At 38.1% G+C, this 25,884-nt stretch carries 21 protein-coding genes; 8 read left to right on the plus strand and 13 right to left on the minus strand.

The features are described 5' to 3' along the window. Nucleotides 1–62: 62 nt before the first annotated feature. Nucleotides 63–3,356 (minus strand): TonB-dependent receptor, encoded by a 3,294-nt coding sequence (locus tag CXF64_RS12830; RefSeq protein ID WP_024592088.1) that lies wholly within the window; start codon nucleotides 3,354–3,356, stop codon nucleotides 63–65. Nucleotides 3,357–3,703: 347 nt separating this feature from the next. Here CXF64_RS12830 and CXF64_RS12835 point away from each other — a divergent pair, with 347 nt between their 5' ends. The 7 genes from CXF64_RS12835 to CXF64_RS12865 all read left to right on the plus strand — a co-directional run bounded on the left by CXF64_RS12835 (nucleotide 3,704) and on the right by CXF64_RS12865 (nucleotide 10,438). Further along, entirely contained in the window at nucleotides 3,704–4,276 is a 573-nt protein-coding gene (locus CXF64_RS12835; protein ID WP_024590760.1) for an RNA polymerase sigma factor, read from the plus strand. Further along, the gene (locus CXF64_RS12840; protein ID WP_101164372.1) at nucleotides 4,269–5,372 is read left to right on the plus strand and encodes a FecR family protein; all 1,104 of its coding nucleotides are present in this window, start codon (nucleotides 4,269–4,271) and stop codon (nucleotides 5,370–5,372) included. Before CXF64_RS12835 ends, CXF64_RS12840 begins: the two co-directional genes overlap by 8 nt. 36 nt (nucleotides 5,373–5,408) lie before the next feature. After that, a complete protein-coding gene (locus CXF64_RS12845; protein ID WP_101217209.1) occupies nucleotides 5,409–6,839 on the plus strand; it encodes a sugar porter family MFS transporter in 1,431 nt (476 codons plus the stop codon). A 325-nt stretch (nucleotides 6,840–7,164) separates the two neighbouring features. Continuing rightward, a complete protein-coding gene (locus CXF64_RS12850; RefSeq protein WP_101217210.1) occupies nucleotides 7,165–8,424 on the plus strand; it encodes an OmpP1/FadL family transporter in 1,260 nt (419 codons plus the stop codon). Nucleotides 8,425–8,427: 3 nt separating this feature from the next. Then, entirely contained in the window at nucleotides 8,428–8,841 is a 414-nt protein-coding gene (locus CXF64_RS12855; protein ID WP_082007390.1) for a YeeE/YedE family protein, read from the plus strand. A 3-nt stretch (nucleotides 8,842–8,844) separates the two neighbouring features. Beyond that, complete coding sequence (locus CXF64_RS12860; protein ID WP_002958285.1) at nucleotides 8,845–9,246, plus strand: DUF6691 family protein; 402 nt, start codon at nucleotides 8,845–8,847, stop codon at nucleotides 9,244–9,246. A 97-nt stretch (nucleotides 9,247–9,343) separates the two neighbouring features. Further along, nucleotides 9,344–10,438: a mechanosensitive ion channel family protein gene (locus CXF64_RS12865; RefSeq protein ID WP_101217211.1), complete on the plus strand. Its 1,095-nt coding sequence runs from the start codon at nucleotides 9,344–9,346 to the stop codon at nucleotides 10,436–10,438. Between the two features lie 34 nt (nucleotides 10,439–10,472). On the opposite strand, the gene CXF64_RS12870 is transcribed toward CXF64_RS12865, so the two are convergent. From CXF64_RS12870 to CXF64_RS12905, 8 genes are all read right to left on the minus strand, one after another. Next, nucleotides 10,473–12,608, minus strand: a complete 2,136-nt coding sequence (locus tag CXF64_RS12870) for a TonB-dependent siderophore receptor (protein ID WP_101217212.1) — start codon at nucleotides 12,606–12,608, stop codon at nucleotides 10,473–10,475. A 219-nt stretch (nucleotides 12,609–12,827) separates the two neighbouring features. Continuing rightward, nucleotides 12,828–13,139: an EthD family reductase gene (locus CXF64_RS12875; RefSeq protein ID WP_002958288.1), complete on the minus strand. Its 312-nt coding sequence runs from the start codon at nucleotides 13,137–13,139 to the stop codon at nucleotides 12,828–12,830. Nucleotides 13,140–13,350: 211 nt separating this feature from the next. Next, nucleotides 13,351–13,707 carry a TfoX/Sxy family protein gene (locus tag CXF64_RS12880; protein WP_024608634.1) on the minus strand — a complete coding sequence of 119 codons (357 nt, stop codon included), beginning with the start codon at nucleotides 13,705–13,707 and terminating at the stop codon, nucleotides 13,351–13,353. A 239-nt stretch (nucleotides 13,708–13,946) separates the two neighbouring features. Continuing rightward, nucleotides 13,947–15,473 (minus strand): acetyl-CoA hydrolase/transferase family protein, encoded by a 1,527-nt coding sequence (locus tag CXF64_RS12885; RefSeq protein WP_101217213.1) that lies wholly within the window; start codon nucleotides 15,471–15,473, stop codon nucleotides 13,947–13,949. A 623-nt stretch (nucleotides 15,474–16,096) separates the two neighbouring features. Beyond that, a complete protein-coding gene (locus CXF64_RS12890; protein WP_010388205.1) occupies nucleotides 16,097–16,705 on the minus strand; it encodes a hypothetical protein in 609 nt (202 codons plus the stop codon). Continuing rightward, entirely contained in the window at nucleotides 16,686–17,123 is a 438-nt protein-coding gene (locus CXF64_RS12895; protein ID WP_010388203.1) for a Mov34/MPN/PAD-1 family protein, read from the minus strand. The genes CXF64_RS12890 and CXF64_RS12895 overlap by 20 nt, the downstream gene beginning before the upstream one ends. Beyond that, nucleotides 17,116–18,831, minus strand: coding sequence for a ThiF family adenylyltransferase (locus CXF64_RS12900; RefSeq protein WP_101217214.1), 1,716 nt, complete (start codon nucleotides 18,829–18,831; stop codon nucleotides 17,116–17,118). Before CXF64_RS12900 ends, CXF64_RS12895 begins: the two co-directional genes overlap by 8 nt. Continuing rightward, complete coding sequence (locus CXF64_RS12905; protein WP_101217215.1) at nucleotides 18,828–19,988, minus strand: CBASS cGAMP synthase; 1,161 nt, start codon at nucleotides 19,986–19,988, stop codon at nucleotides 18,828–18,830. The genes CXF64_RS12900 and CXF64_RS12905 overlap by 4 nt, the downstream gene beginning before the upstream one ends. Before the next feature lie 381 nt (nucleotides 19,989–20,369). On the opposite strand from CXF64_RS12905, the gene CXF64_RS21040 reads away from it, so the two are divergent. Next, a complete protein-coding gene (locus tag CXF64_RS21040; protein WP_267135521.1) occupies nucleotides 20,370–20,501 on the plus strand; it encodes a hypothetical protein in 132 nt (43 codons plus the stop codon). Nucleotides 20,502–20,829: 328 nt separating this feature from the next. Here the strand turns inward: CXF64_RS21040 and cas6f are convergent, their stop codons facing one another. Genes cas6f through CXF64_RS12925 form a run of 4 tightly spaced genes read right to left on the minus strand, consistent with a single transcriptional unit; the run spans nucleotide 20,830 to nucleotide 25,687 of the window. After that, nucleotides 20,830–21,432, minus strand: a complete 603-nt coding sequence (gene cas6f, locus CXF64_RS12910) for a type I-F CRISPR-associated endoribonuclease Cas6/Csy4 (protein WP_101217216.1) — start codon at nucleotides 21,430–21,432, stop codon at nucleotides 20,830–20,832. Further along, the gene (gene csy3 / locus CXF64_RS12915) at nucleotides 21,429–22,457 is read right to left on the minus strand and encodes a type I-F CRISPR-associated protein Csy3 (protein WP_101217217.1); all 1,029 of its coding nucleotides are present in this window, start codon (nucleotides 22,455–22,457) and stop codon (nucleotides 21,429–21,431) included. The genes cas6f and csy3 overlap by 4 nt, the downstream gene beginning before the upstream one ends. Next, on the minus strand, nucleotides 22,457–24,508 hold the full coding sequence (locus tag CXF64_RS12920; RefSeq protein ID WP_101217218.1) for a type I-F CRISPR-associated protein Csy2: 2,052 nt from the start codon (nucleotides 24,506–24,508) through the stop codon (nucleotides 22,457–22,459). The genes csy3 and CXF64_RS12920 overlap by 1 nt, the downstream gene beginning before the upstream one ends. A gap of 3 nt (nucleotides 24,509–24,511) precedes the next feature. Further along, on the minus strand, nucleotides 24,512–25,687 hold the full coding sequence (locus CXF64_RS12925) for a TniQ family protein (protein ID WP_101217219.1): 1,176 nt from the start codon (nucleotides 25,685–25,687) through the stop codon (nucleotides 24,512–24,514). Nucleotides 25,688–25,884 lie beyond the last annotated feature (197 nt).

Genomic DNA, 25,884 nt, shown 5'->3' on the forward strand with positions numbered 1-25,884 from the left:
CTATAAAGGCATATTTAAAAAGTGGCTACTACTAAATGTAAAAGCCACTTTTATTATTTAAGTTAGAAACTTCCACGAACACCTAACGCAAAACGTCGCCCGCTATCTTCAACCATTAGTAATTGATTAGAAAAGCGACCACGTTTGTGTACGTATTCTTCGGTTAAGTTTATACCTTCAAAGAACACCGATACATTTTCGGTAATATCATAGCTTCCACTGGCATCGAGTTGTGCATAGTCTTCCACTATAGTGACACCATCACCATTTAACTGCGTAAGCGACTGTACAAAACTATCACGCCAGTTATAGGCTAAACGCGCCTGAAATGGGCCATTCTCATAAAAGCCAACCACATTATAAGAGTCGCTTAAGCCTGTTAATGCAAATACTTGAGTTATATCTGCAGGATCTAGTTCTGCATCGCTGTCTACAAATGTCGCATTAACCATAAAACCAAAGCCACTATCAAAACTATGCTGTAGAGCCAGCTCCCAGCCGTCAACAATTGCCGACTCGCTATTATTTGGTAACGTATTGGTAAACACGGCTGTAGAGTCGGCAGCATCAGAGTTATCTACATCATTGCCTGTAGAAGGGTCTGTAAGTAACCCACCACCAGCAAGCTCGAACGTTAAGTCTTCAGTGGTGTTTATAATGAAGTTAGCAACGTTTTTTCTAAAGTAACCAGCTGATAAGTAACTTGCGTCGGCGTAGTACCACTCTAGTGATAAATCTAAGTTATCGGAGGTAAATGGTTCAAGTGCAGGATTACCTGAGCTTGATGTTAAGTTGCCACCTTGGCGAGTAGTTTCGATAACAGTCACTGGCGACATACTATCGAGCGTTGGGCGCGTTATCGTTTGTGATACGGCAGCACGGGCTATCAAATCGTCATTAATTTCAAGCTTTACACTAAAGTTAGGCAAAATAGCTTCGTAATCTGAGCTTGATGAAATATTTTTTACTGCACCAAAGTTAGCCAACATCTCGGTTTTATCTAAAATAGTTAGCGCGCTAACTGGCTCATCTGTGCCTTTTACTTTTACATCGGTACTTTCGTATCTAAAACCAGCAGATGCATATAACGGCATGCCAGCTAGCTCGGCCTCAAAGTCAAATTCAGTGTAAAATGAAAATGTATCTTCTGTTATTTCAAACGATTTATTGCGTTTAACTGCATCAAAACTAATAGGCTGACCATTCGCCGCAGCTATTTGCTCAAGGTACGCAAAGTTTGCCTCTCCATCATGTGCAAGCCATGACGTTGGCATACGACCGCTGCCGCTCACATCACCTAAAAAGTCATCTCCTGCGTCAAATACAAATTGCGCTAAGCCATCCATACTTGGGTCATCTGGGTAACCACAAAAGGTACAGTGAATACCTACGCCTTCGTTGTCCCAACGATCAAGGTTTTTAGTTTCAGTTGAATACATGGCACCAAATTTAACCGCGATTAACCCCGATGTACCTTCGTTATTCCATACACTATCCCAACGAAATTGATCAACAGTATCTTCAACAGCCCAACCACGGCGGAGCATTACATGTGCTCGGCTATTTGCTGTATCTAAATGATTAGACACTCCATCAGGCGTTACCCCTGGATCGTAAGCCACACCATTCAGTTCTTGTTGGCCACTATAAATATTAGGGTTAGCTGAGGAAAATTCACTGGCGTAAGGCAAAATGCCACCGTCTACTTCAAAGCGCACTCGGTTAGCATAGCCAATCAACGATAGCTGATCGCCACCGCCATTATTAGCCTCACGCTCGGCTTTTGAGTGGCTCAAATCAAACTTCATATTTAAGTTATCGTTTACATGCCAATCAAAATTAAGACCAAGTGCACTTGAATTTGTTAGACGGTCAAACTTTTTAGCGTGCATATCGGTGGCAAGACCAACTTCTTGGTATAAATCAACTACAGTGCCATTTTCGTCAACAGTTGGCCCCGCTGCATCACCAAAGCCTTCTAAGTTTGGTGCTGTAAACCAGTGCCCGTATGAAGTTGTATCGGCCTCTACATCAAAATCGGAGTAAAGTGCGTCAGCAGTAATCACTAAATCATCTGATGGCGCATACTGAATAACTAAGTTGGCATTAGTGCGTGTGCGTGTTTCTGTAGTAACTTTGTGATCATAATTGCGTGGCGAAAATATATTACCACTGTAAGCTTGCCCACTTTGAGTTTGCGGGTTTGAAACACCGACGTTTTCGAGCCATCCATCTACTTGAGCTTGGTTTAAGCGTGTTTCGCGCTCTTGGCGAGAAACGGCAAACAACAAACCCAGTGTGTCATCATTAAATGTATTACTAATTAACCCTGAAATTTCTGGTGTGGTTTCTTCGCTATTTTCATCGTAAATACCTTTAACACTACCCGCTATTTTAAAGCCACTAATCGCAAATGGACGCGCCGTATTAACGTTTACTGTTGAGCCAATACCACCAGATTGCATAGTGGCCGTTGAGGTTTTAAATACATCTAGGCTTTTAACCAATTCTGATGCAATGGTATCAAAGCTAAATGCACGGCTTTGATTCTCTGATGCCATTTGGCGTCCGTTTACTAGTACAGTATTAAACTGCGGGCCAAAACCACGCACCGTAATAAGCTGCCCTTCGCCGCCTGAACGGTCTATTGAAACCCCAGTAATACGTTGCAAAGACTCGGCTAAATTTGTGTCAGGAAATTTACCAATATCTTCTGCTGAAATGGAGTCAACCACGCCACCGGCTTCTCTTTTTGCATCCATGGCTCGACCAAGCGAGCCTCTAATTCCGCGTACTTCTATTATTTCTGGATCTTGTACTGCTGTTTCTGCAACTGCAGGAAGGGTTGCCATTGTGCTTAATACAGCTAGTACAGCACTCGACACGCCATTTTTTTTATAGTTAGCCATGTTGTCAGTTCTCTCGAAGCTAGGGTCTATTAAAATAGAAATTTGCCCATCTTCGCTAACTTGCATTTGCAAGCCGGTACTGTCGAGTAAAATCTGTAATGCATTTATTATTGAATACTCGCCAGTAATAGTATTTGTTTGTAACTGTTGAATTTTATCCAACGGAAAAAGCAAAGTAATATCGGCTTGCTCGGCAAAGTTTATTAGCGATAAATCGGCCCTTTGTCGAGGAATGTTAAACATTGCTTTTTCGTCCACCGAGCTCGCTTTCACCTCTGTGGTGACTAAGCTAAAAACAAGCACATATAGCGGTAAACAAAGTGGCAAATGTATACATTCCATGCGTATAGTTTTTGGCCATACACAGAATGAAGACGAGTGACTTTTTATTTTCCTCCATAAATATTTTTTATTTTTTTCAAATAATTTATTTTTTTGACTAGCCATACTTATTATTACTAAACCTTTATTATTTTTTGGTGTGCAAAAAAAATGTTGTGGGGTTTCAACTAAAAAAGTTAAATATATTTTTATATTAATTAATTGGTTATATGAACACGTATAATTATAGAGCTAGCCTATACGTGTTAATAATTTGAAAAACTGTAGTACACTTGGTATTCAAATTACAAGCTTTTAACAACAAGGATTGATAGTGCCTGCAATTTTACAAATAGAAAAACAATTTATTTTAAAATTGAGTAGCGGATTTTTTATTACCAATCGTCTTAAGCTGTAATGGCAAAACAATAACAACAATTGCCAAAACCACACACACACGAGACACACACTCAATGACAAAAGACACACTATTTTATAAGGCTTATCTGGCCTCGCGCAAAGGTCTCTCAAATGTAGTGGCACGCATAGTACCTCCACATGAAATTGAAGACATTGTGCAAGAAACTTACGTGCGAATTTGTCAAATAAAAAACACTGAAAACATTAGCTCACCAAAATCTTTTATTTATAAAACGGCGCGTAACCTAGCGCTCGATTATCAAAAGCAAGCCAATATACGACTAGTCGATAGTATCGACAACATGGAAGCATTAGAGCAACTCTTAGCAGAACATCAGAAAGACGAAATGTACGAAAATGCGCTAACCGATTGCGAATTTTCAAATTTTTGTGAAGCTGTCAGGCTTTTGCCTGTTCAATGCCGTAAAGTGTTTGTATTAAAAAAAGTGTATGGTTATTCGCAGCGAGAAATTGCTGCTCAATTAAACCTTAGTGAAAGTACCGTGGAAAAACATATAGCAACCGGCGTAAAACGTTGTACGCAGTTTATGCGTCAATCTGAAAAAAGTGTGTATGGCAAACCGAACTCTTCTTCACAAAAAAGTGCTGGAGGTAGTCATGAGTAATGTCCACCATATAAGCGAACGAAATAATAAGGCCGTCGAAGACGCACGCCTTGATTGTGCTAGTGAATGGCTTGCCAAGCTCGATAGAGGTTTAACTAAACCCGAAAAAGACGCATTGCAGCTATGGTTAGCTCAGTCATATAAAAACGTCGAAGTATTGCTTGAAGTTGCACACCTATGGGACAAGATGGGTGAACTTAGCCGCTTATCTGATCTATTCCCGCAATCACAATCTAGACAAAAACGCCTCCCTGTGTGGTTAGGTGCAACGGCCGCTTCTGTTTTATTGGCTGTTGCACTTAGCTTTTTTCAAGAAGCATTTAATTTTTCATTTTTTTATCCCGTTAATCAGTCAGCTGTTGTCGCTAAGCAACTTAACTTTCAAACGGGTGTAGGTGAAAGCAAAGACATAATTTTGCCAGATAAAAGTGAAATCACATTAAACACTAATAGCTTTGTACAAATAAGATATACCCGAGACTCTCGAGTAATTAACTTACTGCGGGGCGAGATACATATAAATGTGGCGCATGATAAGACACGGCCTTTGAGTGTTATTGCTGGTGATAAAGTTATTCAGGCAGTAGGCACTGCGTTTAATGTTGAAGTGGGTAAAAAACAAATAGAGTTAATAGTCACTGATGGCAAAGTGCTTGTTGCCGAACAAACTAGTTCGCAACCATCAAACCTCCAAAAAAATGGAACAAATAAGCTTGGTAAATATTTATCAAATAACTCTACAGCAGTTTCTAAAGGTGAAAAGCTCGATTTAAGTTTCAAAGGTAAAATAGCTAAGCACGTTGAAAAAGTAGACCCTATAGATGTAGCGGCTAGTCTTTCTTGGCGTAAAGGAAGCCTTATTTTTAGAGGCGAATCTCTTGCCGATGCCATGGCCGAGATTAGTCGATATACGAATATAGACTTTGAGCTTTCTGATGATGAGCGTTTAACAAGGGTACAAGTCGCTGGTATGTTTAAAACAGGCGATGTTAAGGGCTTATTAGAAGTATTAAATAATAATTTTAATATTAGTTATGAAAGAATTAGCCCAGATAAAATTCGTTTAAATTACGCAGATCCAAGCGCTTCAATATAGTACAGTACACAATAATAAAAATCAGGACACACAATCATGACATCATCTTTATCGCCGAGGAATAATAGCTCGGCGCACACATCAAACACGTGCTCACTTTTTTACGTAATTTTTATCTCTGCCGTTGCTGCTATTGGTGGCTTTTTATTTGGTTTTGACTCGGGCGTTATTAACGGCACGGTGTCGGCACTCGGTAATGCATTTAATTCAAGCAGTGTAGCTACGGGCTTTAATGTAGCGTCTGTGTTACTAGGGTGCGCCCTAGGTGCGCTGGCTGCGGGGCCGCTGGCTGATAAGTTTGGTCGCCGTGCAATTATGATCATCACCGCGATTATTTTTGCCATTAGTGCATTTGGTTCGGGCATTAGCGAAAGCTCTGCGGAGTTTATTTTTTACCGTTTATTTGGTGGTTTAGGTATTGGTGCGGCATCGGTATTAGCGCCTGCTTACATTGCTGAAGTTGCGCCACCAGCACTTCGTGGTCGTTTAGCTACATTGCAACAACTCGCTATTGTATTGGGTTTATTTGCTGCTTTTTTAAGTAACTACTTAATTGCTGATGCAGCAGGCAGCGCGCAAAATATTTTAATGCTTGATATAGCCGCTTGGCGCTGGATGTTTTGGGCTGAGCTTGTGCCTGCTGTGTTGTTTTTAATCGGTGTTTTGTTTATTCCCGAGTCGCCTCGTTATTTAGTGGCGCAAGGTAAAGTAGACGATGCAAAATCGGTATTTAGTAAAATATCGAACGACAATGTTGATGCGCAAATAAGCGATGTTAAACGCTCATTGCATAGCGATACAAAGCCAAGTATTCGCGATTTATTTATTGATGGCAGTAAAAAAGTACACCCAATTGTTTGGGTGGGTGTGGCGCTGAGTGTGTTTCAACAATTTGTGGGTATTAACGTGGTGTTTTATTACGGCTCTGAGCTGTGGCAAGCCGCTGGGTTTGACGAATCGCAATCGCTATTTATAAATGTATTAGCGGGCACTACTAATATTGTATCTACTTTTATTGCCATTGCCCTAGTTGACAAAGTTGGCCGTAAACCACTGCTATTAGTAGGCAGTATTGGTATGTTTATCAGCTTAAGCGCGCTTACTTATATATTTGGCAGTGCAGGCCTTGATGAAGCAGGCAAACTTGCACTTAGCGATAACATGGGTACGTTTGCGCTTATTATGGCTAACTTATTTGTGGTATTTTTTGGCTTAAGTTGGGGCCCAATTGTATGGGTATTATTAGGCGAAATGTTTAATAACCGTATTCGTGGTGCTGCCCTTGCTGTTGCGGCTAGCGCACAATGGATTGCTAACTTTGCAATTACCATGACCTTCCCTATTATGCTGGCTAACATTGGACTTGCAGGCGCTTATGGCTTTTATGCGTTATCGGCACTTATAAGCATATTTTTTGTTGTTAAATACATTAAAGAAACACGCGGTAAAACGCTCGAATCTATGTGATTTTTAAAAGCGGTGATATTAATCGCCGCTTTGCTTTTACATACAATAGCGCCATTTAATAATGATTGTTTAAATAACCTAAACGTTAATTAATAAATATATTTTAAACTGCTGTTGATACGTAAACGCTCCTTTTACCAGCAAAATTTTAATACCAAAGTGTATAGCTACCGATTGCATACTTAAATATCGCTATAGCTCAATACGTTAGCGCATATAATCATTGCCGTATTACCTTTTATTATAACTAATCTATTTAAATTCCTTTTTAGAATATCAAAAATTAGCTATTGTCCGCCCATTCCAACTTTATGTATTTACTAAAATGAAAAAACAGTTAATTTCAGGCTTAGCTTTAACGTGTGCGTTAGGTTCGTCCAGTGCATTTGCTACTAATGGTTATTTTACTCACGGCTATGGCATGACCCACAAAGGCATGGCTGGCGCAGGTGTAGCGCTGTCAGAAGAGTTAATGTCTGGCGCTAATAATCCAGCAACCTTTTTACCTAACGGAACAGAGCTATCACTGGGCTTAGAGCTTTTTTCACCTGAACGAAAATATACTGCATCAAAAGTAGATACTTTTTACCCTGGTGCATTTTATCTTGAAGCAAAAACACAAAAAAGCGACAACACCGTATTTGCAATTCCAGAGTTTGCTATTGGCCATCAATTAAATGAAAAAGTAAATATTGGTTTATTAGTGTATGGCAACGGCGGTATGAATACCGAGTACGGCGCAGAATCCTCTCCTGTGGGGACTTTTTACGCTGGTACGACGGGCGTTGATTTAAAACAACTCTTTATTAGTCCAACAGTAAGCTATGAGTTGAATGAACAAACACGCCTTGGTGTATCCCCTATTTACGTGGTGCAACAGTTTGAAGCACAGGGGCTTGGAAACTTTGCTCCTTTTTCGCAATCACCAGAAGCGCTTACAAATAATGGCACCGATACAAGCACAGGCTTAGGCATTCAACTAGGTATTAGCCAAGATATAAATTCGTCATTAAGCTGGGGGGCAAGTTACCGCTCATCAGTGTCTATGCAAGAGTTTGATAGCTATAAAGGTTTGTTTGCAGAGCAAGGCGGATTTGATCTGCCAAGTTCGTTTCAACTTGGCGCAGCCTACAAGCTTACCCCAAGTAATCAGGTTGTATTTGATTGGCAAAAAATAAATTACAGCGAAGTAAAAAGTATTGCAAATCCAATCAGTAACTTGATGTTAGCACCTTTAGGGGTTGATGCAGGAGCTGGGTTTGGCTGGAACGATATGACTATTTATAAGCTTGGGTATCAATGGCAGCGTACATCGCAACAAAAGATTCGTTTTGGGGTGTCTTACACCGAGCAGCCTATTCCTTCTTCTCAAGTTATATTAAATATTTTAGCGCCGGGTGTTCAAGAGTGGCATTTTACTACTGGCTTTAGCCATTCTTTTACCAACAAGGTACAATTAAACGCTATGGCTTTTTATTCGCCAGCAAAAAAAGTAACGGGTGCTAACTACTTAGCACCTAATCAACAATTATCAATCGAAATGAAACAAACCGGTTTAGGCGTTTCTATTGTTTGGGAAATTTAAAAAATGATAACAGAATTCACCCCAGTATCGGCTGCAATAGGCGGGGCGTTAATAGGTATTGCGTGTACGTTATTACTGGTTTTATACGGAAAAATTGCGGGCATATCAGGCATTGTTAAGTCTGTATTCGCTAAAGCAAATTCAGACTCTCGTTGGCAGTTATACTTTATTTTAGGGCTATTGTTGGCAGGAGTCGCTGTAAGGGTATTTGCGCCATCTTTATTAGAAGGCGAATTGCAATTACCGTCTTGGCTTATTGTTGTTGCAGGGCTTTTAGTTGGCGCTGGTACAACGTTAGCTAATGGGTGCACAAGTGGCCATGGTGTGTGCGGCATGTCGCGCTTTTCTACTCGCTCTTGGGTTGCAACATGCACATTTATGCTTGTTGCCTTCATTACAGCAAACCTTGTAGGATAAATAATGAAAGCAATTATGATGGTTGTTATAGGCTTTATATTTGGCTTAGGACTTATTATTAGCGGGATGACAAACCCTGCTAAAGTGATTAACTTTCTTACGTATGGAAACCAATGGGACGCAAGCTTAATTATAGTGATGGCTGTTGCCATGCTAATAATGATGCTTACATGGTTATGGGTTGCAAAAAAAGAGAAGCCACTTCTTTCAGGAACGTTTAATTTAAGTGATTTAAAAAAAATTGATGCGCGCTTAATTATCGGCTCGGTACTTTTTGGTTTAGGCTGGGGTTTAAGTGGTATATGCCCAGGCCCGGGCTTGGTTCAATTAGTATCTCTTAAAATGGAGTTTTTATTGTTTTTTGCAGCCGTGCTAGGCGGTATGTGGTTAGCCAAAAAAGTATAATATTTGCTGCCGACTAAACTCGGCAGCTACTTTTACCCAAACAAAGGTACATAACTTGCTGCAATATATATAAAACTATATTGAACAGGTTTAAGTTATGCTAAATAAAGCGCTGGAATTTTCTAACAGCACACCTTGGTTAAGCGCAGCGTCCTCCCTTTTACTTATAGCTATACTACTGTTTTTAATTCGTTTTTTTGTAATGTACTGGCTAAAAAAATGGACTTCAAAAACCAAATTTATATTCGATACTTTACTAATAGAGTCAATATCTAAGCCGCTAACACTGTGCACAATTATTGTGCTGCTCACCATTTTAGAGCACGACACCTTCATTATTAGTACTTCTATTTCTCAGCAGATCCCTTTTAATAGCATTAATATTGTATTAGCGCTGCTTGCACTTATTATGTTTTTAGACCGCTTTATTATTGGCACTATTAATTACTATGGTAAACAATCAGCCGTGGTTTTTAATTCAAAAAGCATAATTAAAGGCGTGATACGCGTTACATTATCGTCAGTGGGTTTGCTGGTATTAATGGGCACGTTAGGTATTTCTATTACGCCCATTATTGCCTCATTAGGTATTACATCACTAGCTGTTGCTCTTGCTTTGCAACCTACCCTCGAAAACTTTTTTTCTGGCGTGCAGCTAGTAATAGATAAACCTATAAGGGTGGGTGATTTTATTGAGCTTGAATCTAAGGAGCAAGGCTTTGTTGATCATATAGGCTGGCGATCTACATGGGTTAAAATGCTACCTAACAATATGATTATTATACCTAATAGCCAATTATCTAAGTCGCGTATTATTAATTACTTTTACCCTGAAAAAGAGTTAAGCGTGCCTGTTGATATAAGCGTGCATTACGATTCAGATTTAGAGTTTGTTGAGCAAGTAACACTTGAAGTGGCTCGCGAAATACTTATTTCACACGAATGGGGCGTTGATGATTACAATACCTTTGTGGTTTTTCATACCTTTGATAGATCAAGCATTAACTTTACGGTAATGCTTAGAGCTAAAGAATACTTTAATCGCTTTTGGGTAAAATCTGCTTTTATAAAAGCCCTGCATAAACGCTATAAAAAAGAAGGTATTGTAATCCCCTTCCCTATTACGGCTATTAACACTACTCAAGAAGCCGCTAAATTTAATAGTGATAAAAAGGTGCAAGGCGATACTTAAAACAAAGCGCGAGTAACTCTCGCGCTAATAAGTATTAAAACTTGTAGGTTATTTGCCCAATAATTTCACGAGGGCTGCCAGGAAAGTGGCCGTTTCGCTCACTAAATCCACTAACCGCGTATTCTTTATCAAACAGGTTATTAATATTTACACTCAGTAATACGTCGTCAAAGCGACTCGTCCAGCTCATATCAAATACGGTAAATGGTTTTACTTTTTGACCACTTGTACTAAGTTGCTCACTTACGTAATTTGCACCAAAGGCAATTGATGAGTCAATCGAATCCAGTGCGTAGCGAGTCCATAAACCTGCCTGGTGGCGTGGTGCATTAGCAAAGCGCGAACCGTCTCCAAATGTATTTGAAAGCGTATCACCCGTTACGCCGTCTACCACTTGCGTATCGTTGTAAGCGTAGTTAGCCGTTACGGTCCAGTGCGCTGATAAATCGCCTACGAGCGTTGTTTCAAATCCTCGACTTTCTACTTCACCTATATTTAAAAGTGCAGCAATGCCATCTCCCGCTCCCGTATCGTCAGGGTTGCTCATTACCACGTTTTCTTTATTAATTTGGTAAATTGCAAAGGTGCTCATTATTTTGCCGTCGAGCCATTGGTTTTTCATACCCAGCTCGGTTTGCTTACCGGTTTCTGGTTCTAAATTACCTTCGCCTTCTACATCTTCTTGATCGGCTGACGATGTAGGATTAAAGCTCTCTGAGTAGTTAATATATACCGATGTGTTTTCTACTGGTTGGTAGGTCACAGCAACGCGCGGCGTTATGTCGTTATCTGAGTAACTAAAGCCAGTTTCTTGATTAAACTCTTTAAAATGGTCGTAACGCAGGCCTGCAATAATAGTCCACTGCTCGCCTATGCTAATTACGTCTTGTGCATACACACCAAATCGGTCGGTATCAACGCCATCGCGGTTTAAATCGGTGAGGTTATAAGTGCTTGGATCGGTTTCACCGTAGTTTAAATTAAAAATATTTAAATTAGCGACGCCATCGGCCTCATAGCGGGCACGTAAGTAGTCATATTCGGTATCAACGGTGTGGTAATCACCACCAAATAAAAACTGATGGGTTAATTGTCCTTGTCCAAAGTTATAAACAAAGTCGGTGGTTACACTTGCCTCTTTATTGGCACGAAATTGCTTACGGTATTCACGCTTAATCGTTTCATCGTCAATATTGGCAACGCCATCACTGTTTACATCTACCCAACTTTGCGACTCATGGTAGGCTTGGTCTCGCTCATTATCCATGTAACGAAACGTAGTACTTAAAGAAAAATCATCACTAAAGTAATGACTTATCTCGGCTTGAAGCACCAACGCTTCCATATCTTGATAATCAACCGCTTCATTAGCGTTATAACTTGGGTCAACTAAAAAGTTGCCGTTGTCATCTACCGGTACGCCCCGTAAGCGGTTACCGCCCAGGTCTTGTTTTATGTAGTCAACACTTGTGGTTAAGGTTGTTGAATCACTTAAATCAAATAACAATCCGCCTGTTAGCTCGGTATTAGCGGAGTCTGCATTGTTACGAAAGCTGTCTTGCTCTTCATAATAACCACCCAATCTATAAGCCATTGTATCGTTTAAACCACCCGTCATATCGAGTGATGCACCACGGGTGTTGTAATTACCCAAAGTAAGCTTTAATTCGCGTTTTTGTGTGTAGCTTGGCTTTTTAGTTACGTAATTAATCATCCCACCAGGTTCGCCACCGCCATACAAAGCAGAGGCTGGCCCTTTTAATACTTCAACACGTTCTACATTAAATAACTGCGGTACACCAAAGCCCGAATATGGGTCGCCACGCACACCATCGTAAAATACATTTGCGTCATCTCTAAAACCACGAAAAGTTACGCCTGAGTAGCTATATTCGCTCACTCCCGCAATAGAACGGTACAAATCGGTAATGTCACGAGCTGCTTGGTCAATTATAAGTTGCTCTGTTAAAACCTGAGCCGATTGCGGAAGCTTAATAAGATCTAAATTAGTTTTAGTACCAATTTTACTTTCGGTTTCTAGGTAAAATTGCTGGGCACGGCCAGTTACTTCTATTTTTTCAATATCGTTATTTTGCTCTGCAAATGCCATATTAGAAAAAGCAGATAAAGACGCAGCAATACTTAATGCCAAATAATTAGGGTTAAACATGATAATTCCTGGGAGAAGTGTAGATAGCCAACAAGCTAAATGATAACTCTTATCATTTTCATAATCAACACAGGAGCGGGTTTAATACATCTAAATATTAGAACTAATATTACTCAAAACAGAGCGCTAGCCCTTTTATTGCAGTTAAAATAAAACCCCTACTGTATTAAATACAGTAGGGGTTATTAAGTAATTCTTAAATTAGTTTTAGCGTGTAATTTACCCAGCAATATTGCTAATTTGAATTACTGGAGACACGTTAGTAAAATTAACTAAATCAGCCGCTATTACTTCTTGATGAGGTGCAAAGGCTTGCTGAAAAGATTCTACCGATTCAAACACTAAATGCCCCATAGCAATATAAGTTGGCGCTTCGCCCGGTGCGCCACCAGCTAAACCTGCATCTGCACTACTTGATATAAGCGCTTTACCAACTAACTCTGCAACTAGTGGTAAATGTGTTTTACAGTAGTAGTCCATATCGAAAGTAGCACTTTCATTATTTGGGTATAATACGCTTACTTTAATCATTACATTCTCTCTTTTATTTACTAAAAAATTTAAAGCTGTGCTAATAAACAGCTTTACAAACTAGTGTTCAAAGCGTCTTTTGAAATAGTATGAATCATACTTAAGTAAAAAGCGCATAAGTGAGCAGTCGCTCAATTATGTAGTATTCATGCTCATAGCGCCAGTAATTTGATTGCAATGCGTATTTTAATTAAGGTGATACTTCGCTAATTTACTTAAGTGCGGGTCGTTTTTTAAAAGGTTTGGGCGGTAAAGACTCTACAAAGTTAACGCACGTATTTACCCAATATGTTAAATCAGAATCAGACTCAAAACCTTCAGGCAAAATATAAACCAAGCCCTTAACTGGCTTTCCGGTAAAGTCCATTTCAGTTACATGAGGTTTAGCTAAACAATCGCTGTAGTTTTCAGGCCCTACTCGCACCATCAGCTTGTTGCCTATTATTACGCAGCACATATACTCCGAAATTATAAAACATAAACCACCAAACATTTTCTTTACTACTAAATCGTGGCGCGCATTAAACAACTCATAGAGTCGCTCTTCTAACCCTCTGTCAAAAGCCATTTAAGCATCTCTATTTTTTAATAAACACATTACACACTTAATAACGGTAATAGCACTTAAACCTAAGTAAATAAAATAATAAAAGGTGGCTGGAAAAGGTATGCAAAGAGTAGGTATAAAATTATTTTGGACTTAAAGTTTTTATTAAACCGCACTAATCAAAGCTGATTGAGCTGACACTAGTGCGGTTCAAAAGTAAGTATAAAACTAACTAATTCAATATTAATAAACTAAAATGCTTATGCTGACAGTTGCACTGGAGCATCTGCTGCAGATGCTTTTTTCATACTGCCTTCTTGCTCTAAGCGAATATGCCAGCTAAACGCTTCTTCAAGTAAATGAGGGGTGTGCCCGCCACGCTCACAAGCACGATTGTAGTAATCTAACATATCGTCACGATAATCTGGGTGCACGCAGTGCTTAATAACTTGTATCGCTCGCTCACGCGGCGCTAAACCGCGTAAATCAGCTAATCCTTGCTCGGTTACTAAAATATCAACATCGTGCTCGTTATGATCAACATGGCTCGCCATAGGCACTACGCTTGAAATAGCCCCATCTTTAGCAATCGATTTAGTCACAAATATTGCTAAATGAGCATTACGAGCAAAATCACCCGAGCCACCAATACCATTCATCATCCGTGTGCCACAAACATGTGTTGAATTTACATTGCCATACATATCAAACTCAAGCGCAGTGTTTATTGCAATAATTCCTAAACGGCGCACTATTTCAGGATGGTTCGAAATTTCTTGAGGGCGTAACACTAGCTTGTCTTTGTATTGTTCTAAATTATTAAATACTTGCGCGTTACAACGCTCTGACAAAACAATTGAGCTGCCCGATGCAAAACTAAGCTTACCTGCGTCAATTAGGTCAAACGTCGAATCTTGTAGTACTTCAGAGTACATTGTTAGGTCTTTAAAGTCAGAGTCGAGTAATCCCATCATTACAGCATTTGCAATGTTACCAATGCCTGCTTGTAGCGGTCCTAAATTAGCTGGCAATTTATTTTGAGCCACTTCGTCTTTAAAAAAGTTAACTAAATGGCGCGCAATAGCGGCGGTGTCTTCATCAGGGTCGGTAACGGTAGAAAACGAATCGCTTTGGTTAGTAAAAACAATACCAACAATTTTTGCAGGATCGATAGGAATAGCAGTGCTACCAATTCGGTCATCCACTTTAACTAACGGCATTGGTTGGCGAGTAGGACGATACGAAGGGATGTATATATCGTGCAAACCTTCAAGATTCGGGTTATGCAGCATATTAATTTCAACAATGACTTCTTTGGCAAAAATAGCAAAACTGGCTGAGTTACCAACCGATGTAGTTGGCACAATATGCCCTTCTTCGGTAATAGCGACTGCTTCAATAACAGCTACATCAGGCATGGTTAATTGATGATTTCGTAGATGCTCAACCGTTTCAGATAAATGCTGATCAATAAACATAACTTCGCCGTTATTAATCGCTTTACGTAAAGTGCTATCTACTTGAAAAGGCATACGACGCGCTAAAATGCCCGCTTCTGTTAATAGCTTGTCGAGATCATTACCTAATGACGCACCCGTCATTAAATTTATTTTGATTGGATTTTTTTTGACTTGCTCAATTAATGCTCTGGGTACTGCTTTAGCTTCTCCGGCGCGAGTGAAGCCACTCATCCCTACAGTCATTCCATCTTTAATAAATTGGCTTGCTTGTTCTGCCGGCATCACCTTGTCGTGCAGGTTACTATTGCGAATACGTTCCAAGTGCATACTGAGCTCCTCTCTAAATTTGACATTATTCTAATCCTAACTTCGTACTACACAATCTAGACTTAAGTCGTATTTACGAATCGAGGATGAGCAACATGTTTAAAAGGGAGGTTAATTTACTTTTAATTAATACTATCATGTAGTTATTAGTAATATTTTTAACAAAAATGACATAACAATCTATAAAGTAATTTATAAAGTAATCTATAAATAAATAGTATTATTTAATTAGAGGAATTATTTTTGAGGAATTAACTTTATTAGTTCAAACACCCAAATGTTGTTTGAAGTATAAGTTGACATAACCACATTCGACTTTATTGACCTACAGCACTGCAAGTGAAGTATAAGTTGGCATAGTATTAAAGCGAAAAATGGCATAAAGTGCCCAAATAAAGTTTTGTGTAATGAGACTCCTTTAATAAAAGAGTACATAAAAGATTACTCAGCACCAAAAGTAGAAAAAGATAAAAATAGTTAGGATGGTAATAACAGTGCAATATACTGCCCATTTGGCTTAAACTCAGAAATCCTTAAGCTTGGACTTCCCAGCTCTGTATAAACAGCTTAGAGAAAGAGCACGTTCAGAATTCTGAACGTCCTCGATTAACCCTCTTTACGCTTTAAAGTCGATCTAACTTAATGTGCCCTGCTGTTTGCCCACCAATATTCCATTTCCTGTTAGTCCAATAGTTACCTTCAAAATGATATTCGTAGTCATTCCAAAGCAACTCTAGCCTGGCCGAACCATGAAAAAACTGTTCATCTGTTGGAAGTGGATCTTTAACACAAACCTTATAATTATAGTAAAGGTAAAGATTACCCTCTTCAGTTTTTAGCCAAGAAGAGAGCACCTCACTTTTCATATAGTTATTCTCACTTACTCCTGTCATTTTAAAAGTTAAAAAAGACATTTTGATATCGAAGTCAACACGAACATGCTTTTCTTGAACTTCATCATCGTCAGGTAATTTATATCTAGCTTTTAAAGTGCCTTTCCACTTACCACTTAGATTTGGACAAAAATGCTTTTGTATCAAAGATATTTTCCAAACATATTCCCAAAGTTTCAGGTTGAATAAAAAAATTAAAATTACAATAGGCACCACTACATACCTTACAGATGTATATTGTAATCCTAACGTGGCGACTAAAAAGCCAAGTGATATTAAGGATAAAATTATAAACTTTTGTACAGTACTGCCATATTTACTAATAATAAGAGACCACATCATTACCCCCTGACGTATAAGTGTTTAGCTTGTATGAATTAGCTATGACATAGATTAGTGGAGTTTTTGTTAGCTTTTGTGAGCTTCTAAAGGCTAACAAATCCTTTATAGATGGTTTTATTGATGCTCCACCAGGGTGGGTATGCCACTCCCCAAGGTAATCTCCATAACCATTGGTATCCCTGTGGAATTGTACAGCTTGTTCTAAATGACTCTTATCTCTTCTTTGAAATAAAGCACGCGCCCTAATATCCATAAAAGAAGGGGTTGTGATTTTAATTATTTCGTACTCAACTGATCCTTCTTTGATGTACCTATGTCCAAGTAGCAAGCCTCCAGCCTCATTTCTTTGCCTAGAATAATCCATTATTAAAGATACTACTTTTGGATCAAAATGGACTTTAATCACCTCACTCATTTTTTTTCACCCTACAAGCTGGGCAATAAGGTGAACGTTGCAACGGCTTATTTTTATGTTCTGCTGCTTTTTTTCCTAGAGTTTTAAAATATATGTAAGCATTTTTTTTATCTGAATACTCGCTGTCTAAAATATTTGCAGCAATGAATGATGCAGCACCAATTGAACTATCAACAGGAAATTGCACATTGCTTTCACCACAATTTCTTGTAATCAATGCTTTATGTTCTGCTTTTTTGAACTCTTTATCTATGTGTTTATGTTGGTTATCAAATAAACACCTATAGCATCCGCCATCACCTTGTTTAAATAACCTAGCAGAGTGACCACCGGCACACAAATACGAATGGTAAAGTTTAAAAGGGAACTCATTACTTATATATTGATGATTCAATGTCATTGCCGTTGAAAATTCACCTGTAGCATCTATTACAATATCTGTTCCTTGAGGGATTTGGTTCAAATTAGTAAATTTTTCCTTATGAGAAAATAAATTGTTATTCGGTGCTAATTTTTTTTGTGAATTGACTAAAGCTTGTGCCTTATTAATAAATAACGATTCAGACCCGAGTAAATGTCTTGAAATATTTTGAGGTAGTAACACATCATCATCATAGATGTGGAGTGACTTGGACGAACCTGCACCATGTTTCATCAAAATATGTGCTAAGTAGCTACCTAAAGTTCCAGCCCCAATAATACAAATTTGCTTATCTACTAAGTTTTGGGAATAGTTTCTTTTGATCAGAGTGCTTTGGGAACCATCTGAAAAATGAACATTAGTTACTTTTTTTAACTCCCCACCAAAGTTATTCGACATAATACGCAGTTGACCACGCAATAAGCGCTCAATGAAGTTTTTACTTCTATTTTGTAGTTGCTTAATCTGTGCCTGAGCTAATTTAATAATATAAGCATATATATTGCCATTATAATAAAAACATAAAGCGAAACCTCCGAACTGTTTTATATCGTCTTTTTCTCTGTGGATTAAGTTTTTTAGCTTTTCTTTTAGAGTAGTTAAAGTCTCTTTATTTGTGCCTCTAACTATATCAATAAAGCCTGTAACCTGAGCAAGACCTGCTTGCCCCTCAGGTGATGTTTTAATCTCTTCTAGGTTGGTAATTATTGTTGGAATGGGTGAGTAATTACCTTGGGTAATATGACTTATACAACCTTGACTAGACTTTGCGACATATGCAAGTTTATTGCTTGCATCTGAAGATTCGTATAATCGAATGGATAAAGTAGACTCTGTTGGACTTTTTACAAAGTAGCTAAAGAAGTCTCTTGGAAAATATGCTGTTACCTCTGCTTTAAATGCATCAAAGCGGTCTTCGGGACTACGTGCAACAATGTCTTTTACCCTCTTTAAATATATTTCAATAACCTCTTCAATTGCATATGGCTCTAGTTTATGAGTTGTAGTATCGAATACACATAGCTTATGTAGGCCATTTTCTGGCTTTTCAATATTAGGCCAAAACTTATCTAAAGGGGGTGGCCGGTTGGCAAGATATATCGTGGGCGGTTCAAAAAATGGAACTTCGTTAAAACCAAAAATGACATCAACGAATCCTTGCTGAACTTGAGGTATACTAACTCTCCCCTCGTAGCAGTAATCATGAATACATGTGTATGTCATTATATTGAGTGAGAACCCTTTTTGAATGAGGGTATTATGAGCTATTTCTAAATATTTTTTCATCCGAAAGTGTTGTGCTCTTGTATAGGAGTTATAACTTCAGATTTTTTTGTTTTAAGGTCACTATCTCGACTACAACGAATAATTCTTGTTTGATCATTTGGCATTCTAATTCCAAATAGATTAATTAGAATATCCAAAGTTTCACGTTCAGTAAGTGATGTAACAAGTGCTTGCTTAAATGACATCGCGAAACTATCAAACTTCATTCGTAATTCTTGCTTCTCTAATTCTGTAGGTGAGTGAATTGTCAAATGTGCTGACTCAGGATGTGGATGCTTTAATTCATCTGAAATCACAGCAGGTAATTTCTGCACCACGTTATATAGTTCTTCAGTCAAATCTCCGTGTTTGGGAGAGTTCGACATGATTTTTTCAATAGCTACCATTAAAGATATTGAACTTGGTCCACCTGTTGGATAATTATGATCTCTAAGACCTTTAACAACCATTACAATATCTTTAAAGTTAGGGTGAAGTTTTTTTGCTCTACTTACCCAGTCTTTTATATGCTCTGGGTTCGATTCTAGCCATTCGCCATTTCTAAGAGCTAGATTGACAGTGTGGGTTTTTAACTCTGTGTCTTGAGCTGAATTTGATTCCATTGATGCAGATTCGAACAACCATAAACGGTTGAAGTCTTCATCAGGAATAGCATAACAAGGAATGTCAAGATGAATAGCTTCATTGGTCTGTAAGCGACTGCAAGTTTTCTTTGGTATTTGCTTCCAGCCATTAGCGCTAGCCATTTTCTTAAGTACCCTATCTACAACTTCAAACATCGCGGTACTCATGGTTTTATCATCATACTGTACAACGCTCATAGGTATATACATACCATCATCTAAATCAATATCTTGAGAATTGTGGGCTGGCTGTACTATAGTGCCGTATACATAACTACCTTGCATTTTGAAGCGAGGCTTCAACTTTATAAGCTGTTCCAATTTACTTAAAGGTACTCTTTCATAAAGGTCTTTGTCTTGTTTTACTTGTTCTTTAGCGTATGACCAAGCTTCCAATATCCCGCTCCGAGCATCATCTCTAAGAGATACGAGCTTTGAGCGTATTTCATCAGATATTCTTAAGTTATCGAGATAATATTCCCTATCCCTTAAACCTGAAGAACTCAAAAGTTTGTTAATTGAAAATTTAAGCATATTCATAACCTCAAAATCTATATCTAGTATTTAATGTAATACTGAAATACCACATACAGTGTTACATGCTTTTGTAATTAATTGGGGTTGTATTTTAAAACTCAACCGTCAGTTCATACTTTATTCAAAAAAGTATTTTTATAGTTAATAGTCGAAATAAATTACCTTATTAATCTAGACAGCTAACTTTTTGTAACTTGTTTAGCTATATAAATTATAAAATATTCTAAAATCGCGACATGCAGCTAAAACTTAAAGCTTCAAATAATATAAGTTTAGTTAGGTCTACTTTCGCAAAAATAGTCAGTGCGGAATTTTGGAACCCTTGAGCAGCCCAAGTTTTGTACTAGACTAAAATGAATAATTACAACGGAAGATAATATGAGTATTAAACCAGGTCCAAAACCTAAAGCTGACTCTACAGGTAAAACTGATAAGAGAAGACGTGTTACCCCAGAGAATAAAAGTAAACACCCAAGTCTTAAAAAGCATGATCACAAAAAAGGTGAATGAGATTAAAATTATTATTCGGCTTTAGAACAAAAGACCCCAGCATTTGCTGGGGGTCTTTTTATTTAGCCTCTGCCTTTTCGGCAGTTAAAAGTTACAATTTGAGGTTGTTTACTTCCCGGCCTAACTTCAGCTGCCTACTCGGCAGTTCACGACTAAGTAAACCGTCTTTGCTTTTCACGAATATTTCCAGCTGCCTACTCGGCAGTTCACTATTAAAAATAGTTTAAATTCCTATAAATACCAAACTGTTAAATGAATTTAAATTATTTACCCTTATTTTTAATCAACCTTATAACCAGTTGAAAATTAAAAGAGTGTTTTAAAATTATTAAAAAAGGGTATTCAAAGAGGGAACCGTGCCTTGAAATGTTTGATTTGTAGCAAAGCCATAATTATTAAATTGATTTTCTATCGCATTAGTATTTTCAATTTTTTGTATGTGAAGTATAAAATTTTCCCCGTTGCCTTTGCTTGATACGGGTATTGAATGAAAGTGGCCTATGGCTTTTTCCTCAAATTTATATTCAGGGTTGTAAACCTCGCCTCTAGCTTCAGCTCGCTTTTTAGCGCGTTTCAATCGTCTTTGCTTTTCACCAACAAATGCTTTGGCTACTGATTGGTTGCGAACAAACATGACTTCGCTTTGGTTTACTGGTATTTCGAGTATTTTTGATAAGCCAAATAACTTATCATGAGCCATCATCTCAAAATAGCTTTGCTGAGATAGATTGATTAATTGCTTCTTATCTGTCGATACAAACGCTAATTCATTACCTATTGTTTGCTCATTCCATTTAGGAAAGCACACACCAATATTACTAATTTCACGTGAACTCATAAACCCATGCAATATGGCGATACATCGCCCAGCAAGGAGGCTTACATCACAATTTTTAGGTAAATAAGTAATAGTAAAATAATAGCGCTTCAAGCTTTACTCCTTTGGAACAAGCCACCTTTAATCAGCACTGCCGCAATAAAGTGAACTGCGTTTGATTCTTCATTTTGCCCTAAACCATGTCTTTCCATGTGCTTAATATGTATGGCAATGCGCGGGAGTAATGAATAAAAGTCTGAATTGCTCTTAGGCGTTCTGTGTGCAACTAATATTTGCTTATCTGCACCATACTCATGAGTGCGCAAAGGTTTGTAGCCTCCCTCATACCAATTATCGATAGTTTGGATAGCAGCCCCTACTTTTTGTGAGTTTAAACTTGCTGCTTTTTTATCGCCCACTTGAGTGTATGCAAGCTGTTTAGATGACATGCCCTGTTCAACAGTATCTACAAATTTTTGACTAGGGTGAACCTCTTGGCTAAATGCATTTTTAATTTTTGCGGTTATATCTAAATAACAATAACTTTGAGGGTTACTGAGCCCTTCTTGAATAGATTCTGACAATGTTATTAATGCTGTTTGATTATTTTGCCAATTGCCTTGCCATTTTAGTTTTTGCGCACCTTCAACAATGATCGGGGCTGCATATTCAGTAAGGATTTCAATATCAATATTTGGTGATTGGCGGTTACGCCAAAGCCAGTTCCCCATCAGTATATTTTTAGCATAGCGAGTTGCAACTTCATTAAGACCATTGTGTTTTTTGTAAGTTTCAAAAAACCGTTTTAACCAATAAATAACTTTAGGGTCATCACAAACATGTGGTTCATTGCTATTAGCCTCAACCCTAAGTGAAAAACGGCAAAATAGTTCATTTACCGTTGGAGGCACGTAGCACACATCAATTGTTTGTGGGTTCCCAAAAGCGAGATCTTGTGGCGCTAAATTTTTAGCCACATTTTGCTTTTGATACGCATCGCCAAACCCTGACTTTTGCCCAACTAATTTATTTTGCTCTATTTGTAACGGTTCAAAATCAGACTCCGGTGTTTTATAAAAAAACACCGCTTTACTGGGTGAGAGCGAACGCGTGTAACTTAAGTGCCGAGGTAATTGCATTATTCATACTCAAACTTAGACTTTTTCATAAGCATAGACTCTTTTTGAACATCCATAACCCAAAATGCATGATGAAAAAACTGCTTAGCCCCTGCGTACTTTACTGATGTATTGCTAACACACTCTAACAACCCAATTACGGGCTCTGCATAACAATGGTGTTCATGTAATGCTGCATCTCGCTTTACGGGTTCTTCAAGCGCAGCAAAGCCAATTGCAGCAGGTCTTAAATTAAAGTTACCGTTAAGGGCATCAATTAATTGTTCAAAACTTTTAACTACTTTTTTTGAAGAGTATAACCAACTGCCATTTGACGATTTTACCTTAAGGTTTTTAAACAGCTCACTCGGTTTAGTATGTACATGACACCAGTCTATATTTTGATATAACGAAGGTGGATGCATAGTCCCGCCTGCAAACGTAGATGGTAGTGCGGGCTTTATAAGCTGACTATTTAACTTATCTAACAGCTCAGTATTTGGTACCAAAAGCCTAAATACTAAATCGAGTGTTATGTCACATTTAGGTTTATCGATAATTCCTGATCTTATTACATGACTACGGCCAGCAACTTGTTTTAACTTATTTGGTTCAGGTAATGGTTTACCCGTATGTAGTTGATAGTTTTCAATGTAAATGGCACTGCCAATACACTTAATTGAAGGGTCTATAAAGTTCTTTAGCTTACGCTCAAAATTATGAGCATGCCCATTTAAAGCAGTAAGTGACGGCATACCTTGAATATACGGGTTAGCCATTGCCTCAGCATCAAACACTCGCATATCTTGGCAATGTACATACACTATTTGCTCATCATTTAATATTTCTTGTTCAGCTGCACAGTGAGTAAATACATAGTTTAACTGCGTTTTAAACAACCCCATTAAATTAGGGTGATACGCAAAGCGTTTAAGTTTGCTCAAAGAACTAAGGCTTTCATTTAATATGTTACTAAATTGGCTAATACAGTTAGTAATTCTCTGATCTAAGTAATGCTTTGCCCACTCAGGGTAAGCTTGCTCTTGAGCGTTATTTTTAGCTTCCAGAATGTTATCCAGCCATAACTGCAAACTAACACGTACTTGCCTAATAGCCGCTACTCGCGCTAATCGCTTTTGCCTTAACGTATTAAACTGTTTAATACCTATCAACACCAAAAGTGCCTGTTGAAATTGACTGCTTAATAGCGCACGAATTTTAAATGCTTTCTCAATATCATTATCAGCTACTTTAGAGCGGTTAACAGCCTTAGAATATGTTTTAGGAAAGTAACGAAGCACTCTAATATTACCGCCTACTGAGCTTGCTAAATCGCCAACATTGGCAGGTCTTGAATGCTCAACTAAACCAAAGTTTAACTTACGTTCTATTGTTAATTGCTGAATTTTAGCTAGCATTGCGTGGCTTACTACAGGCGTAACCGCAAGGTAGCTTTGCTGAAATGGCATTTGTAATTGTGGTGAAAAAGAACTTACTTCTAAAGGGAGCTCTGCCACTGGCAACTGCTGTTTTATTTTACCCGCGATGTTTAAAACTGCCTTTTTAGTAAACCCGTATGTTCTGATTAAATTAATCCAAACAGGCTCTTCAGTTATTAATAACTTTGCTAAACAAGTCACTTCACCTTGCCAATTAAACGAGGTTAAAAATAACTTTGCATGATTAATTTCAGCACTGTTGTGCGACCAGCCAAAACTTAAAGGTAATGACCGGCTGCAAATACCCGCAATATCTTCACTTACAACCTCACTAATTAAACGTTGATGGCTTACGCGTATATCGGGGTATTTTAAGTTATGAGTATGAAACCATTTAACTTCGTTAATACATTTACTCAGTAACACTTCATCGAGTAATACACTTTTAGCGGTTCTTGTACTTGTTAGATCATCAATTTCACTGCGCTTATAAACTAGGTTAATGAGTACAGTCAGCGCTTCTTCTTCAAAGCCATCTACCGCAACATGAGGCGTGTATGGAGCAAACAACTTTCTAAGTGCTGTGGTTTTTTCTTTTAGTGATTCAATTGCAAATGCATCTTGTAAGTTCATAAGTTACCACGGCGCTATAAATTGTTTTTTTGTTTGAGGCTTTTCAGCAGCGAATGCTTGCTGTAGCTCAATAACTTGGCGTAAATAAAAAACATGACTATCAGCTCTGAGCTGTTCGTGCTTTTTTTGTGGATAAGCACAGTTTAAAAAGCCTTCTTGGTGAAGCCTATAAACCTGCTCTGTGGTTGTGTTCAACAATACTGCGGCATCAAAAGTACAAAGCAGTAAGTCAGCAATATTTGGATGTTTAGATTTAGTATTACTATCAACTAATTCGACAAAGTAATTAATAACCTCATCAAGTACTTTGTTTTTACGGTTACTTGTTGCAGCTATTTGACCATCACGAATCACATTTCCATAAACAGAGTTAAACTTAGTTTTATTAAAAGGGTTGAGTTGCTTGAGCCGCGCATTGTTTGTAAGTAAATCTAACTCAGCTGTAAGACCATTAGGCCAAGTACTAAAGTAATTAACAAAAGTACGGTTAAAGTCAGCATCGCTTACATCAAGTTGTTTAACTTTCGCAAACCACGATATCAACCCCACTATTTTTTGGCTGCTACTACTTGCAAGCGCAGATGCAATTTTAAAGTCTGCATCGTTTAACTGTTCACTGCTGGTTAGTTTGCAACCACAACCGCACTCTAAAAACGCCTCAGAAGCTCTATAATCAATTGAGTTATGACATTCATGACATTGTATAGTTAATTGTTTTTTATGCTTATGGCACACTTTATAGGGCTTTAAATGCCAATAAAAAGGAATATATGAAGACTCAGACAAGCATTCAATGCAAACAGGTATGTTATCAGTGCGAAGTAGTTCAAGGGGAATAGTCAGCTCATTACGGCTTACTGCTGCTAGGTTGCCAAATTTAAAGTTACTGCGCCGCCAAGCAAGTGCAAGAATGTCACCAGCGTTTACATCAGCTAATTGGGCTAGCAACTTTAGAGCTCTTATTCTAAAGCTGCTCGCTTGCCTAGCATGATAAACATCAACCTTACACAGCTCTAACGGCAACGCACCTTCAAGCTCATGATCTTGCTCTGCAAGCCATTGCCATAATATATCAGCAAGCTCACTATAGCCATTGTATGAGTTATCACTTGCAAGCCTCAACAAATAGCTTTCAAGCGCCTCATCTGAGTAAGGTTTTGTTTGAACTAAAAAATGCATCGCCAACCTAAACTAAGAAAATCTTAGCTTAGGTTTAGGCTAAATAAATTAGATAGTCAAAAATAATTATCGTTAAATCATTCGTACTTCACAAAAGTACAATATCTGATACTGTAGAGAGCGTTACGGCATTTCTAATGGATGTATTAATAGCCAGTAACATAATAAAAAACTCAAATTTAAAAATACAAAGCTAA

This window comes from Pseudoalteromonas sp. GutCa3 (genome assembly GCF_002836155.1).
GTDB lineage: Bacteria > Pseudomonadota > Gammaproteobacteria > Enterobacterales > Alteromonadaceae > Pseudoalteromonas > Pseudoalteromonas arctica.